Annotated in this window: 11 protein-coding genes; 6 read left to right on the top strand and 5 right to left on the bottom strand. The window is 73.7% G+C overall.

Annotated elements, in window-relative coordinates; all coding sequences use genetic code 11:
• The first annotated feature begins 30 nt into the window (after positions 1-30).
• Positions 31-4,668, top strand: coding sequence for a hypothetical protein (locus tag ABR738_RS07830; RefSeq protein ID WP_350229249.1), 4,638 nt, complete (start codon positions 31-33; stop codon positions 4,666-4,668).
• A gap of 150 nt (positions 4,669-4,818) precedes the next feature.
• On the opposite strand, the gene ABR738_RS07825 is transcribed toward ABR738_RS07830, so the two are convergent.
• Positions 4,819-5,241, bottom strand: a complete 423-nt coding sequence (locus ABR738_RS07825) for a hypothetical protein (protein ID WP_502964049.1) — start codon at positions 5,239-5,241, stop codon at positions 4,819-4,821.
• Positions 5,242-5,636: 395 nt separating this feature from the next.
• On the opposite strand from ABR738_RS07825, the gene ABR738_RS07820 reads away from it, so the two are divergent.
• From ABR738_RS07820 to ABR738_RS07805, 4 genes are read left to right on the top strand one after another with little or no spacing between them, the layout of a single operon-like run.
• A complete protein-coding gene (locus tag ABR738_RS07820; RefSeq protein ID WP_350229247.1) occupies positions 5,637-8,489 on the top strand; it encodes a nitrate- and nitrite sensing domain-containing protein in 2,853 nt (950 codons plus the stop codon).
• Positions 8,486-8,932, top strand: a complete 447-nt coding sequence (locus ABR738_RS07815; protein WP_350229246.1) for a roadblock/LC7 domain-containing protein — start codon at positions 8,486-8,488, stop codon at positions 8,930-8,932. The genes ABR738_RS07820 and ABR738_RS07815 overlap by 4 nt, the downstream gene beginning before the upstream one ends.
• Before the next feature lie 11 nt (positions 8,933-8,943).
• Positions 8,944-9,396: a DUF742 domain-containing protein gene (locus ABR738_RS07810; RefSeq protein WP_502964210.1), complete on the top strand. Its 453-nt coding sequence runs from the start codon at positions 8,944-8,946 to the stop codon at positions 9,394-9,396.
• Positions 9,377-9,982, top strand: coding sequence for a GTP-binding protein (locus tag ABR738_RS07805; RefSeq protein ID WP_350229244.1), 606 nt, complete (start codon positions 9,377-9,379; stop codon positions 9,980-9,982). The genes ABR738_RS07810 and ABR738_RS07805 overlap by 20 nt, the downstream gene beginning before the upstream one ends.
• An 85-nt stretch (positions 9,983-10,067) precedes the next feature.
• Here ABR738_RS07805 and ABR738_RS07800 read toward each other — a convergent pair whose 3' ends face one another.
• From ABR738_RS07800 to ABR738_RS07785, 4 genes are all read right to left on the bottom strand, one after another.
• A complete protein-coding gene (locus ABR738_RS07800) occupies positions 10,068-11,258 on the bottom strand; it encodes a lipid-transfer protein (RefSeq protein ID WP_350229243.1) in 1,191 nt (396 codons plus the stop codon).
• On the bottom strand, positions 11,255-11,683 hold the full coding sequence (locus tag ABR738_RS07795) for a Zn-ribbon domain-containing OB-fold protein (protein ID WP_350234474.1): 429 nt from the start codon (positions 11,681-11,683) through the stop codon (positions 11,255-11,257). The genes ABR738_RS07800 and ABR738_RS07795 overlap by 4 nt, the downstream gene beginning before the upstream one ends.
• Positions 11,684-11,821: 138 nt before the next feature.
• Positions 11,822-12,169: an Mpo1-like protein gene (locus ABR738_RS07790; protein WP_350229242.1), complete on the bottom strand. Its 348-nt coding sequence runs from the start codon at positions 12,167-12,169 to the stop codon at positions 11,822-11,824.
• A 199-nt stretch (positions 12,170-12,368) separates the two neighbouring features.
• Positions 12,369-13,208 (bottom strand): M15 family metallopeptidase, encoded by an 840-nt coding sequence (locus ABR738_RS07785; RefSeq protein WP_350229241.1) that lies wholly within the window; start codon positions 13,206-13,208, stop codon positions 12,369-12,371.
• 107 nt (positions 13,209-13,315) lie between these two features.
• Here ABR738_RS07785 and ABR738_RS07780 point away from each other — a divergent pair, with 107 nt between their 5' ends.
• A complete protein-coding gene (locus ABR738_RS07780) occupies positions 13,316-13,864 on the top strand; it encodes an NUDIX domain-containing protein (protein ID WP_350229240.1) in 549 nt (182 codons plus the stop codon).
• The last annotated feature ends 1 nt before the right edge of the window (position 13,865 follow it).

The following is a 13,865-nucleotide window of genomic DNA, read 5'->3' as shown; positions in this document are numbered from 1 at the left end:
CGCCCCCCACCACCACGAGAGTCCGCCGACATGTACGAGCTGTCCCGGGTCCGCCTCTACTCCATCGGGCCCGCCGGTGCGCGCTACGCCGACACCGTGCTTGACCTGCGCGGAGTCGGCGCCCCCGTGCCCAACCCGGCCCCGACGCAGGCCGAGTTCTTCGAGGACGAGCCGGTCGGCCCGCCGCGCCGCCCGGCCCCGGCGGGCGTGCTGTTCCTGGAGAACGGCGGCGGCAAGTCCGTCCTGCTCAAGCTGATCTTCTCGGTGATGCTGCCGGGCCACCGCAACACCCTGGGCGGCGCCAGCTCCGGTGTGCTGCGCAAATTCCTGCTCGCCGACGACTGCGGGCACGTGGCCCTGGAGTGGCAGCACACCCTCACCGGCGAACTCGTCGTGGTCGGCAAGGTCAGCGAATGGCGCGGCCGCCAAGTCTCCAACGACCCGCGGAAGTTCGCCGAGGCCTGGTACTCCTTCCGGCCCGGCCCCGGTCTCAGCCTCGACTCGCTGCCGGTCGCCGAGTCCAGCGCGCTGCGCCCCTCGGCCGAAGGCGCCTCCAGCGCCCAGGGCCGGCGCCGCACCATGAAGGGCTTCCGCGACGCGATCACCGAGGCGAGCAAGGCGTACCCGCATCTGGAGGTGTACTGGGAGGAGATCCACGACCGCTGGAACGAACACCTCGGCGACCTGGGCCTTGACCCCGAACTCTTCCGCTACCAGCGCGAGATGAACGCCGACGAGGGTGAGGCCGCCGGCCTCTTCGCGGTCAAGAAGGACTCCGACTTCACCGACCTGCTCCTGCGCGCCGTCACCGACACCCGCGACACCGACGGCCTCGCCGACCTGGTGAGCGGCTTCGGCAACAAGCTCGGCCGGCGCGCCGAACTCACCGCCGAACGCGACTTCACGGCGGGCTCGGTCGACCTCCTGGGCCGCATCGTCGAAGCCGCAGAGGCACGCGGGCGCGCCCGCGACATCCACGCCGGCGCCGAACGGCGCACCCGGGCGCTCGCCCGGCGCCTCGCGGCTCGCGCCACCGACGAGCGCGGCCGCGCCGGCGACCTCGCCCAGCAGGTCACCGCCGCCGCCCACCACGTCACCCTCGCCGAGGCCGCCCGTGGCCGCAGCTCCCTGATCGCCTCCGAACTGGCCTACCGGCACGCCTCGTTGGCGCTCGGCGTCGCCGAGAAGGCCGCCACCGCCCAGCGCCGCGAACTGGCCGACGCCCGTACGCTGCACTCCGCCTGGCAGGCCGCCGAGGCGGTCCTGCGCCACCGCGCCGCCGCCGACCGCTCGGCCCGCGTGGCCGCCGCGATCCAGGAGGCCGAACGGGACGCGGCCCCCGCCCTCGCCGCCCGCGCCAGGGCCGCCGCCGACCTCGTACGGGCCCTGCACGCGGCCGCCGAGGACGGCGAGCGGGTCGCCGCCGAGGAGGAGGAGCGCTCGGCCGGTCTGCAAGAAGTCGGCGAGGCCGCCCACCGCGACGCGACCGTCGCCGCGACCGAGGCCCAGCGGGCCCGCAGCGAGGCGGGACATCTGCGCCAGCGCCTGGCGGAGGTCGAGCAGGAGACCGCCGAGGCCGTACGCGCGGGCTGGCTCGACGACAGCGCGCCCGACGCCGACCCGGCCCGCGCCGCGCTCGCCGCAAGCGATGCCGAGAAGAGTGCGGTGGCCGCCTGGGACACGGCCCGCGAGACGGCCCGTGCCGCCGCCGACAAGGCCCGCGAGGCCGCCTCGGTGGAGGCCCGCGCCGAACTGGCCGCGGCCCGCGCCGAGGACGCCGCCCGCGCCGCCGAGCACGCCCACGACGCCGAGCGCCGCGCCGCGCAGTCCCTGGCCGGGGAGGAGCGCCTGGGCGAACTGCTCAGCCTGCCCACCGGCCGCCCCGGGGTCCCCGAGCCCCGCAAGCACGACGGCGAAAGCACCCACAGCGCTCACGGCACCCAAGGCGCCCTGAGCGCCGAGGAGTTGGACCGGTGCGCCGATGAACTGCGGGGGCTTCTCGACCAGGGCGTCGCCTCCGCCGAGCGCCAGCTCTTCGAACTGCGCACGGCCGCCGCCGACGACGCGCGCATCCTCGGCGCGCTCGGTGACGGCGGGCTCCTGCCGCCGAGCCCCGATGTGCTGGCGACCGTGGAGTACCTGGGCGAACACGGCATCCCGGCGCTGCCCGGCTGGCGCTATCTGGCCCAGGCCGTCGCCCCGGCGGACCACGCGGCCGTGCTCGCGGCGCGCCCCGAGCTCGTCGACGGCGTGGTCATCACCGACCCCGCCTCGCACGCCCGGGCCCGCGAGGCCTTGGCGAACGCGGCCCTGCTGCCGCGTTCCGCCGTGGCCGTCGGCACCACCGCGGCCCTGCTCGCGCCCGTTCCGGCCGTCGACTCCGGCACCGACAGCGGCATCTTCCTCGTACCGCCGAACCCGGCGATGCACGACGAGCACGCAGCCGACGAGGAACGCCAGACGCTGCGCGCCCGCGCCACCGCCCGCGACGAGGAGATCCGGGCGCTCGCCGGGCGGCTCGCCCAGGACCGCGCGCTCGCCGCCCGGATCGGCGCCTGGCGCGCCGACTGCCCGCCCGGCATGCTCGCCGAACTCGCCACCGCCGCCCACACCGCCCGCGAGAGCGCCAAGGAAGCCGCGCGGGAGCTGGCCGAGGCCCGCACGGCGCGGGCCGAGGCGGACGAGGCGGCCGCCGAATCCGCGCGCGTACGCGAGGAGCGCCAGGAGGCCGCCCAGCGCGCCCGCCGCGCCGCCGACGCGCTCGCCGGACTCGCCTTCCGGCTGCGCGAGCGGGCGGGCTGGCAGGTCAAGCTCCGTGAACTGGCCGACGAGGCTGCCGAGTCGGAGGCCCGCGCCCAAGCGCTCCTCGAGCGCGCCAAGGCGGCCGACGAGGACCGGCGCGCCGCCCAGCGCGCCGCCGACGACGCCCACCGCACCGCCCGCGCGCTGCGCGCGGAACGCGCCGAGATCGCGGGCGCCCCGGAGAACCTGCCCGAGCCCGACGCCGACGCCCCGCGCACTTCGCTGCCGGCCCTGCGCGAGGCCTACCGCGCCGCGTCCCAGCTGTACGAGAAGGTCGGCGTCGGCGCCGACCTGCGGGCCGAACAGGCCCGCGCCGAGAGCGACGAGAGCGCGGCCCTTGCCGAGCTCGACCGGCTCACCAACAAGGTGCGCACCCGCGCCGCGACCCTGCTCGAAGGCACCGACGGCGCGGACGGCCCCTCCCGCCAGGCAGCCGCCGCCCGCGCCGAATCACTTGTGCAGATGCTGGAGACCCGTGCGTCCGCCGCGAGCGAGCAGCTGGGCCGCCTGCGCGGCGAGGCCGAGCGCCTGGCCCCCGCCGACGGCGAGCGGCACACCGACCTCCCCGACGACCAGGTGCCCGCCGACGCCGAGCAGGCCCAGGCGCTGCTGCGCACCGCGACGGCCGAACTGGCCACCCGCACCGACGCGTTGGAGACCGCGCGCGCCGCCCACAGCGAACTGCTCACCGCGCACCGGGCGGCCGAGGACGCGGCGGGCGGCTTCGACGAGACGGCGGCGCTCCTTCGCGACCTGCTGCGCGACCACAGCCAGGCCGTGGAGGAGGAGACGGCGCCCGACCCCTACCCGGGCACCCTCGAAGAGGCCCGGCAGTCGGCCACCGAGGCGCGCCGCTCCCTGCGCGGCTGTTCGGCCGATCTGTCCGCCGCCGAATCCGCCGTGCGCGAGGCGAGCGACATCCTGGTGCGCCACGCCAACGCCACCCGCTACGAACAGGTCCGCACCCCGGCCCGCCAACAGATCCGTGAACTGCCCGCCGCCTCGCTGCCCGAGCACGCCGCCGCCTGGGCGGCCGCCTTCGAGCCGAGGCTGCGTGTCCTGACCGATGAGCTGGAGCAGCTGGAGCGCAACCGCGACTCCATCGTCGACCGGCTGCGCGGCCTGGTGGAGTCCGCGCTCACCACGCTGCGTTCGGCCCAGCGCCTGTCCCAGCTCCCCGAAGGCCTCGGCGAGTGGTCGGGCCAGGAGTTCCTGCGGATCCGTTTCGACGAACCCGACCAGGCGACCCTGACCGAACGGCTCGGCGAGGTCATCGACGAGGCCACCCGCGCCGCGGTGAAGAAGAACTCCGATCTGCGCCGCGACGGCATGTCCCTGCTGCTGCGCGGCGTGCAGGCGGCCCTCGAACCACGCGGCATCGCCGTGGAGATCCTGAAGCCGGACGCGGTCCTGCGCGCCGAGCGCGTCCCGGTCGGGCAGATGGGCGACGTGTTCTCCGGCGGCCAGCTGCTCACCGCCGCGATCGCCCTGTACTGCACGATGGCGGCGCTGCGCAGCAACGACCGGGGCCGCGACAAGCACCGGCACGCCGGCACGCTCTTCCTGGACAATCCGATCGGCCGAGCGAACGCGACGTACCTCCTGGAGCTCCAGCGGGCCGTGTCCGACGCGCTCGGTGTCCAACTCCTCTACACCACGGGCCTGTTCGACACGACCGCGCTCGCCGAGTTCCCCCTCGTCATCCGGCTCCGCAACGACGCCGACCTGCGGGCGGGCCTGAAGTACATCAGCGTGGAGGAGCATCTGCGGCCCGGTCTTCCGCAGCAGGAGACGAGCGGCGAGACCGTGCACGGTGAGATCACGGCGACCCGCATGTTCAAAAAGCCCGCCGCGCAAGGGAGTTGATGTACGGACCTCGTGACGCGGGACCGGGGCCGGGGCCGGGCGGGGGCCGGCCCCTGACGCGGGCCGCCCCGCCCGGACGCGGAAGCGGCCCCCGGGCGTGAAGCGGGCGGCTCGGGCGCGGGAGCGGCCCCCGGGCGTGAAGCGGGCCGCTCAGGCGCGGGACAGACCCCGCCGCGTGCCGTCCGCGGACCGTGCCGGGGCCCTGTGGGACCGTATTCGGGCCCCGCTCCCGGCCGTGCGGGCGGCCCGCCGGGCCCGGCGCCGCTCCCGGCGCAGCTTGCGCGCCGTGCTGTTCGGCATCGACACCACACCGTTGCGTTGGTTCCACACCTGGCGGGTGACCCACACGTCCAGCACGCCCCACGTGGCAAGGACCGTGCTGCCGACGCTGCTGATCACCATCGGGAAGGCGAGCCAGGAACCGGCGAGCGTGGACAAGAACGCCACCATCGCCTGAATAAGGGTCGCCGCCACGATGATGACGGCGCGCACGGCAGCGGTGCGGACCGGATCGGGCAGCCGGGGTCGTTCGGCCGGCTCTTCCACCCACAGCGGCCGCTGCTCAACGCTCATGCCCGCATTCCTCCCCACCCGTACCGCCTCGATGCCTGCCCCGCCGCGCGGCACCGCCCTCGCGGACCGGCCCGAGGCCATCGCTTCCTGACACCCGTGTGCCCCGTAAGTACCCCACACGCACAGCGGCTCCGTACACACTGACGAACACAACTCCCGGAAGATTCCGGGCAGATGGCCGGAACGCAGAATTCCAGCCATCTGCCGCAGTGGACGAAAAGCGGCCATGACGGGTGCCCCCTGCCAGAGGCCCGGCCACCATCTCCCGGAATACCGGGACAACTCATGATCACGACGCGTCAGGGCGGCCGAAAATCGTCCGGACGTTCCTTCGAGTTGTCTCTGTGTCAGTAGTAGGCTCACGCCGTTTGTTGACGGTTGATCTGGGGGAGGCCATGCGCTTTCGCGGGAAGTCCATCCGCAGGAAGATCGTGGCGTTGCTGCTGGTGCCGCTCGTCTCCCTCACCGCGTTGTGGGGCTTCTCCACCTATCTCACCGGCCGCCAGGCCAACGAGCTGATGAACGTGGCGAACATCGTCAAAAAGGTCGGCTACCCCATCGAGGACACCGTCCGCGTCATCCAGCAGGAGCGCCGCCAGACCCTGGTCTACCTCGCCGACGAACGCCCCGCCGACGCCCTCACCGCACTGCGCAGCCGCCGGGCGGACACCGACGTCGCGATGAGCAGGATCCGCGCCGCCGCCCAGGATCGCGACGTGCGCGGCGACCTGCGCCCCGCCGCGAAGACCCACCTCAAGGCCGCCATCGCCGCCTTCGACTCGGTGCCCACGCTGCGCCAGTCCATCGAGCAGGGCACCGTCGACCGGGCCCAGGCGCTGGACTTCTACAACCGGCTCATCGACCCCTGCTACAGCTTCCTCATGAATCTCCACGCCTTGCAGAACGTGGAGATGGACAAGCAGGGCCGGGCCCTCGTCGGCCTCACCCACGCCCGCGAAATGCTCTCGCGCGAGGACGCCCTCGTCGCCTCCGCCCTGATCACCCCGAGGACGACGGCCCCCGAACTGCGCCGCATATCCGACCTGGTGGCCAACCGGAAACTGCTCTACGACACCAACCTGGAGCTGCTGCCCAGCGCCGAACGCCTCCCCTTCCAGCAGTTCTGGAGCGGCCCCGAGACCGAGTCGCTGCGCACCGCCGAATCCGACGTCATCGACGCGGGACCCGCCAAGAACCCCCACCACATCGACGCCGCCCGCTGGCAGCAGGCCGTCACGCCCGTACTCGACCGTCTGGCGCAGATGGGCACCGAGGCCGGCAACCGCTACCAGGACCGGGTCGAGCCGGTCGCCTTCAACGTGCTGATCAAGGCCGGGCTCGCCGGTGTCCTCGGCTTCCTCGCCCTGCTGATCTCCCTGTTCATGTCCGTACGCGTCGGCCGCGAGCTGGTCCGCGACCTCACCCGGCTCCGCAAGGAGGCCCACGAGGTCTCCGGCGTCCGCCTGCCGAGCGTGATGCGGCGCCTCGCCGCCGGGGAACAGGTCGACGTCGAGACCGAGGCGCCGCGCCTGGACTACGAACGCGACGAGGTCGGCCAGGTGGGCCAGGCCCTCAACACCCTGCAACGCGCGGCCGTCGAGGCAGCCGTCAAACAGGCCGACATGCGGCGCGGCGTCTCCGAGGTGTTCGTCAACCTCGCCCGCCGCAACCAAGTACTCCTGCACCGCCAGTTGACGCTCCTGGACACCATGGAGCGGCGCACCGAGGACACCGACGAACTCGCCGACCTGTTCCGCCTCGACCACCTCACCACCCGTATGCGCCGGCACGCCGAGGGCCTGGTGATCCTCTCCGGCGCCGCGCCGTCCCGCCAGTGGCGCAAGCCCGTCCAGCTCATGGACGTCGTACGGGCCGCCGTGGCCGAGGTGGAGGACTACGAGCGCATCGAGGTGCGCAGGCTGCCACGGCTCGGCGTCGGCGGCCCCGCCGTCGCCGACCTCACCCACCTCATCGCCGAACTCCTGGAGAACGCCACGGTGTTCTCGCCCCCGCACACCGCCGTCCACGTGCACGGCGAGCGGGTCGCCAACGGCTTCACCCTGGAGATCCACGACCGAGGCCTCGGCATGGTGCCCGACATGCTGCTCGACGCCAATCTGCGGCTCGCCGAGACTCCCGAGTTCGAGCTGTCCGACACCGACCGGCTCGGCCTCTTCGTGGTCAGCCGGCTCGCGCAGCGCCAGAACGTACGGGTCTCCCTTCAGCCCTCCCCCTACGGCGGCACCACCGCCGTGGTGTTCCTGCCGGCCGCGCTGCTCACCGACGCGCCAGAGACCGAGGGCACCGGCTTCCGTCTGGACCGCACGGCCGCCCGTGCCAAGGGCGGCGCTCCCGAGGCGCCGAGGCGCGCGCTGTCCCCGCTGCCCGTCGGCGTTCCCGGCCAGTCGGTCCTGGACGGTCCCGTCGAACTGGAGCCCCCGCTCGACCCGTTGGGCCTCGACACGAGCACGGCGCCCGACGAGACCGGTGTGCCCGGCGCGTACGACGCGGGGCGCGGCGGCCTGCTGCGCTCCGCCCGCCGCGCGGCCGCCTCGGGCGAGGACCGCCAGCAGCACCAGCAGACGGCCGACGAGAGGGACGAGGACACGGGCCCCGGCCCGCTGCCGCGCCGCCACCGGGTGCCGACCCTGGTCAGTGACAACGGCCGGCGCGTCGACGGCCCCGGCCGAGGCCACCCGGCGCAGGATCTTGAGCCGTCCCCCGAGGTGCGGCACGTCTTCGAGAACCGCCTGCCCCAGCGCCGCGCCGGCCAGCCACCCCGCCCCTTCGCGCCGCGCCCCGAGTCCGAGGAGCCCGGGCCCCCGCGCCCCGCGCCCCGCTCGCCGGGCCTGACACCGGTACGGCCCGGCGGCCTTGCCGGGCCCGCCGCGCCGCCGGCCGGCGCCGGACTGCCGGGCGCGCCCAGTTCCGCGCCCTCCTGGGGCACCGTGCCCGGCGCGCTCCATGACGGCGAGGGCCCGCCGGACGGACTGCCCCGCCGGGTCCGCCAGGCGAGCCTGGCCCCGCAGCTGAAGGACGCCCCCGGCGACCGGCGCGGCGCCCCGGGACGCGACGAGGGACCCGAGCCCGACCGCGACGCCGACGAGGTGCGCGACCGCATGGTCGCACTGCAACGCGGCTGGCAGCGCGGGCGGCGGCACAACGACGCACCGGACGCCGCGGCAGGACCGCCCGCGGCCCCCGGCGACAACGCACGACGAACCACACCGGAGGGGGACGGTCGATGACCGCGCCACAACACTCAGCCACCGCACGCCACGCCCAGGGGGGCACAACCGGCGAACTCAACTGGCTCCTGGACGAGTTGGTGGACCGGGTCGGCTCCATCCGCAAGGCCCTGGTGCTCTCCGGCGACGGCCTGGCCACCGGCACCTCGCGCGATTTGACCCGTGAGGACGGCGAGCACCTGGCCGCCGTCGCCTCCGGCTTCCACAGCCTCGCCAAGGGCGTCGGACGCCACTTCGAGGCGGGCAAGGTCCGCCAGACCGTCGTCGAACTCGACGACGCCTTCCTCTTCGTGACCGCCGCGGGCGACGGGAGCTGTCTGGCAGTCCTGTCCGACGCCGACTCCGACATCGGACAGGTCGCCTACGAGATGACCCTGATGGTCAAGCGGGTCGGCGTCCACCTGACCACCGCGCCACGGACCGGCCCGCACACCGGAGGGTGAGTGGGTACGTCATGGGCGGGGACGCGATGAGGGACACGGACCGGCGGGCCGGGAGCGGGACCGGGGACCCGTCGGCGGTCCCCGGCCGCCCGCTCCACTGGTTCGACGACGACGCGGGGCCCGTGGTGCGGCCGTACGCCATGACGCGCGGGCGCACCACCAGCGCCGGCCAGCACCGCCTCGACCTGATCGCCGTGGTCGTCCCGGAACCCGCCGCCGACGACCCGGGCCGCGACCAGACGCTCTCCCCGGAACACGTCGAGATCGTCGAACGCTGCGGCGACGCACCGCAGTCGATCGCCGAACTCGCGGCAGGCCTCGACCTCCCGGTCGGGGTGGTCCGGGTGCTGGTCGGCGATCTCGTCGCCGACGCCCTGGTGCACGTAACCCGACCCGTCCCGCCGGCCGAGCTGCCGGACGAGTCCCTTCTCCGCGAGGTGATCAATGGCCTTCGGGCGCTCTAGCCGCAAGAGGCGGCACGTCGATCCGGTGACGCTCAAGATTCTCGTCGCGGGCGGATTCGGCGTCGGCAAGACCACCCTGGTCGGCGCGGTGAGCGAGATCCGGCCCCTGCGGACCGAGGAACGCCTCAGCGAGGCGGGCCGCCCGGTCGACGACATCGCGGGCGTGGAGGCCAAGAGCACCACCACGGTGGCCATGGACTTCGGGCGCATCACGCTCCGCGAGGACCTGGTGCTCTACCTCTTCGGGACGCCGGGCCAGGACCGGTTCTGGTTCCTGTGGGACGAGCTGGCGCAGGGGGCGCTCGGCGCGGTCGTCCTGGCCGACACCCGCCGCCTGGAGGACTGCTTCGCCGGCATCGACTACTTCGAGCGGCGCGGCATCCCGTTCACCGTCGCCGTCAACTGCTTCGACGACGCCACCCGTTACCCCGCCGACACCGTGCGCTCGGCCCTCGACCTCGACCCCGAAGTCCCGCTCCTGCTGTGCGACGCGCGCGAGCGCGAATCGGTCAAGGACATCCTGGTGGGCGTGGTCGAGCACGCCCTCGCGATGTCCGCGAAGTCCCGCCAGCCGGCCGCCACCTGAACCCCGGACGCCCGCGCCCTGGCCCGGATCCCCTGGTTCGAAGGGCTGCGTAAGCGGAAGCGGCCGGGGCGGGGTGGCGCGCCCCTCAGCGGACCACCACCACCGCCGAGCCGTGCCCGAAAAGGCCCTGGTTCGCGGTGACGCCGACCCGTGCCCCGGGGACCTGCCGGGCTCCCGCCGTGCCCCGCAACTGCCAGGTGAGCTCGCAGACCTGGGCCAGCGCCTGGGCGGGCACGGCCTCGCCGAACGACGCGAGCCCGCCGCTGGTGTTGACCGGCACGCGCCCTCCCAGCGCGCTCGCCCCCTCCCGCAGGAGCTTGGCCCCCTCCCCGGCGCCGCACAGCCCCAGGTCCTCGTACCACTCCAGTTCCAGCGCGGTGGACAGGTCGTACACCTCGGCAAGCGACAGATCCTCGGGGCCGATGCCCGCCTCCTCGTAGGCGGCGTGCGCGATGGCGGCCCGGAACGACCGGGACGCGGGCTCGACGGCGGTGGCCGAGTCGGTGGCGATGTCGGGCAGGTCGAGCACCGCCCTGGGGTAGGTGGGGGTCACCGTGGAGAGCGCGCGGATACGGACCGGGTCGCTGACGCCGTGCCGATGGGCGACATTCATGCTGGTCAGGACCAGGGCGGCGGCCCCGTCCGAGGTGGCGCAGATGTCCAGCAGGCGCAACGGGTCCGCGACCACGGCCGATGCGGCCACCTCCTCGGCACTGACCGCCTTGCGGTAGCGGGCGTTCGGGTTGAGCGCGCCGGCCGCCGCGTTCTTCACCTTGACGCGGGCGAAGTCCTCCAGGGTGTCACCGTGCAGAGCCATGCGGCGCCGGGCGTAGAGGCCGAAGTACGCGGGATTCGTGGCGCCGAGCACCCGGAAGCGCAGCCAGTCCGGATCATCGGGACGCTCCCCGCCGGTCGGGGCGAAGAATCCCTTCGGCGCGGCGTCCGCCCCCACCACGAGCACCACGTCCGCGAGCCCGGCCAGGATCTGCGCCCGCGCCGCGCCGACCGCCTGCGCGCCGGAGGCACAGGCCGCGTACACGCTCGTGACCCGGGCGCCCTGCCAGCCGAGCGCCCGCGCGAAGGTCGCGCCCGCCACGTATCCGGGGTAGCCGCCGCGCACGGTGTCCGCGCCGACCACCGCGTCCACGTCGCACCACTCGATCCCGGCGTCGGCGAGCGCCGCCCGGGCCGCGATCGTCCCGTACTGGACGAAGCTCCGTCCCCACTTGCCCCACGGGTGCATTCCCACCCCGAGGACCGCGATGTCCTCGCTCATGCCGTCGCCTCCACGGGCCGCCAGTGCCAGGTGGTCCAGACGGTTTCCGTGTCCTCGTTCAAGACGCCGGGCACCACCTCGACCTCCATGCCGACCGCGAGGTCGGCCGTCCTGACGCCGGGTGCGGCCTGGCCGAGCACCACCATGCGCTCGGCCGCGAGCTCCACGGCGACGAGGGTGGCGGGCTCCCAGGCCACATCGGGGTCGGACACATAGGGGGCGGGGGGACGGTAGCGGCCGTCCGTGTACGACCACACACGGCCTCGCCGGGACAGGGGGACCTCCGCCAGTTCGCCGCCCGCGCAGGCGGGGTTGCGGCAGAAGGCGTCCTCGCGCGGGAAGAAGAAGGAGCCGCAGGCGGCGCAGCGGGTGCCGAGCAGCCGGAAGTCCTGGCCCCCCGCCTCGGTGAACCAGCCCGCGACCACAGGTCTGTGCGTTCGTGCGTCGGTCAAGGCCCCTCCCCATACGGCTTGCTGACGGATCGTCAGAAGTGTGCCACGGACGGCCGAGGATGGGGAGGGACGGGAGGTGCCGGGACCCGGGTCAGCGGCCGCCCCCGTGGCTCACCGGTTGTCCGCGAGCCACTTCGCGGCGATCTCACCCAGTTCGCGGTCGCGGCCGGCCAGCATCATGCGGATCATCTGCCGGTCGCCCCGCAGCGACCAGGCGGGGTGGCCGAAGGTCGCCGGGTTGTTGCCCTCGATGAACCAGTGCGCGGGCCAGGCGGTCGCGTATCCGATGAGCGGCAGCGCGAGTATCAGGCGGCCGCGTCGCCGCGCGAGCCCGTAGGCACTGATCGCGAGGCCGGTGAGGGTGCCGGTCAGATGCACCCAGCGCGTGGCGGCCCTGGAGTGCATCGCCACGTAATAGGGCCAGAATTCCTCGTACGAATCGAACCGGGGTTTGGTCATGCGGCAGAACCTAATCGCTTCGCGGAGAACCGGATACGGCTGCTTGGCGTCCGAGAGGACAGAGCGGGTGCCCGGGACCCACGGGGGTGGCTCCGGACACCCGCTCCAGCCTCATCCGGAACCGAAGGTGATACGCGCCGGAGCGGCCATGACGAGGTGATGATCCGGACTGGTCCGGCCAAGCGGAACGACCCGCGAGTCAGTGCCCCGCCACCGGCCACCACGCCACGGGAAAGTCGAAATAGGTGTCGGGGAAGGGCTCCGGCTGATACGTGAAGTGCCACCACTCCTCGGGCAGGTTGACGAAGCCCTGCGCCTCCAGGGTGCGCTTGAGGAACTGCCGGTTCGCCTTCTGGACGCCCTGGACGCGGGGATCGTCGGTATGCGCCAGGGTGTCGAAGCAGTCGAACCCGGTGCCCATGTCGAGGGAGTTGTCCGGGAACCGTTCGGCGCGCGGCGCGTAGCAGGGCGCCAGCGGCTGCCCGGGGTGGTAGGGCCGGGTGGGGAGCGCGGGCAGCCTGACGATCGTCACATCCATCGTGCTGCCCCGGCTGTGGCCGGACTTCGCGGCGATGTACCCGTCCGCGAACAGCCTCGACTTGTCGACCCGGGGGTAGAACTCCGCCTTCATCCTCTCGTCGTGAAGGTCCTTCGCCCACCGCACGAAGTGGTCGACGGCCCGCTGCGGCCGATAGCAGTCGTAGACCTTGAGGGAGTAGCCCTGCCGCAGCAGCGACTGCTGGGCCCGGTGCAGGGCCTGGGCGGCCGGCCGTGTCAGGAGGCACAGCGGCCGGCGGTATCCGTCGATCGGTTCGCCCACGAAGTCGTGCGCGGTGACGTAGCGCATCTCCTGGATGATCGTGGGATCGACCGAACTCAGCGCCACGAACTGTCTGGGCGCCTTCGGCCGCGGTGCCGCGTGCGCGGCGGGGGCGAGCGCGGTGACGGTGAGCAGCGTGGCGGCTGCGGCCATGAGCGCGCGCAGCATCCGTGACGGCGCCCGGTGGGCCGTGCCTCGTCGTCCGGTACGTAGTGTCATGTGCACACCCTTTATCAGCTCAACTCGCTTGCGGGGAAGGCGCTTGCGGGGAAGGTGCTTGTGAGGAGGGCGCTTGCGGGGAAGGACGGGTCGGCTAGAGTCCGCGCGTGAGTGCCACCCCGAAGCAGCCCCTGGCCGACTCCCACTGCGGTGCGTGCGGGACCCCGTACGAGGCGCCGCGTGGCTGGCCCCGCTCGTGCGCGTCCTGCGGCACGGTCGCCTACCGCAACCCGCTTCCCGTGGCCGTCGCCCTGCTGCCCGTCACCGGAGCGGACGGGGCCGGCCTGGTGGTCATCACCCGCACCATCGAGCCCCAACGCGGCGGCCTCGCCCTGCCCGGCGGTTTCGTCGATCACGGCGAGAGCTGGCAGCAGGCGGTGGTACGCGAACTGAGGGAGGAGACCGGCATCGAGGCGCGGGCCGATGAGGTGCGTCTCGCGGACGTGCTGAGCTCGCCCGCGCATCTGCTGGTGTTCGGCCTGCTGCCCGCGCGCGCGGCGGCGGACCTGCCGCCATCGGCAGCGACCGAGGAGAGCGCGGGCTGGGAAGCGCTGTGGGAACCGGCCGAGTTGGCGTTCCCGTTGCACACCGATGCGGTCCGCGCGTGGTTCGCGGGGAAGTACGCCCACGGCCGTGGCGGCCACCCGGCCGGCTGAC

The organism is Streptomyces sp. Edi4, from assembly GCF_040253615.1.
Classification (GTDB): Bacteria; Actinomycetota; Actinomycetes; order Streptomycetales; family Streptomycetaceae; genus Streptomyces.
This window is presented reverse-complemented; position numbering and strand designations above follow the sequence as displayed.

Bases quoted from the DNA above. Each gene is read 5' to 3' on its own strand.
- ABR738_RS07830 (WP_350229249.1), top strand. From the start codon at position 31: ATGTACGAGCTGTCCCGGGTCCGCCTCTACTCCATCGGGCCCGCCGGT.
- ABR738_RS07825 (WP_502964049.1), bottom strand. From the start codon at position 5,241: ATGAGCGTTGAGCAGCGGCCGCTGTGGGTGGAAGAGCCGGCCGAACGA.
- ABR738_RS07820 (WP_350229247.1), top strand. From the start codon at position 5,637: ATGCGCTTTCGCGGGAAGTCCATCCGCAGGAAGATCGTGGCGTTGCTG.
- ABR738_RS07815 (WP_350229246.1), top strand. From the start codon at position 8,486: ATGACCGCGCCACAACACTCAGCCACCGCACGCCACGCCCAGGGGGGC.
- ABR738_RS07810 (WP_502964210.1), top strand. From the start codon at position 8,944: ATGGGCGGGGACGCGATGAGGGACACGGACCGGCGGGCCGGGAGCGGG.
- ABR738_RS07805 (WP_350229244.1), top strand. From the start codon at position 9,377: ATGGCCTTCGGGCGCTCTAGCCGCAAGAGGCGGCACGTCGATCCGGTG.
- ABR738_RS07800 (WP_350229243.1), bottom strand. From the start codon at position 11,258: ATGAGCGAGGACATCGCGGTCCTCGGGGTGGGAATGCACCCGTGGGGC.
- ABR738_RS07790 (WP_350229242.1), bottom strand. From the start codon at position 12,169: ATGACCAAACCCCGGTTCGATTCGTACGAGGAATTCTGGCCCTATTAC.
- ABR738_RS07785 (WP_350229241.1), bottom strand. From the start codon at position 13,208: ATGACACTACGTACCGGACGACGAGGCACGGCCCACCGGGCGCCGTCA.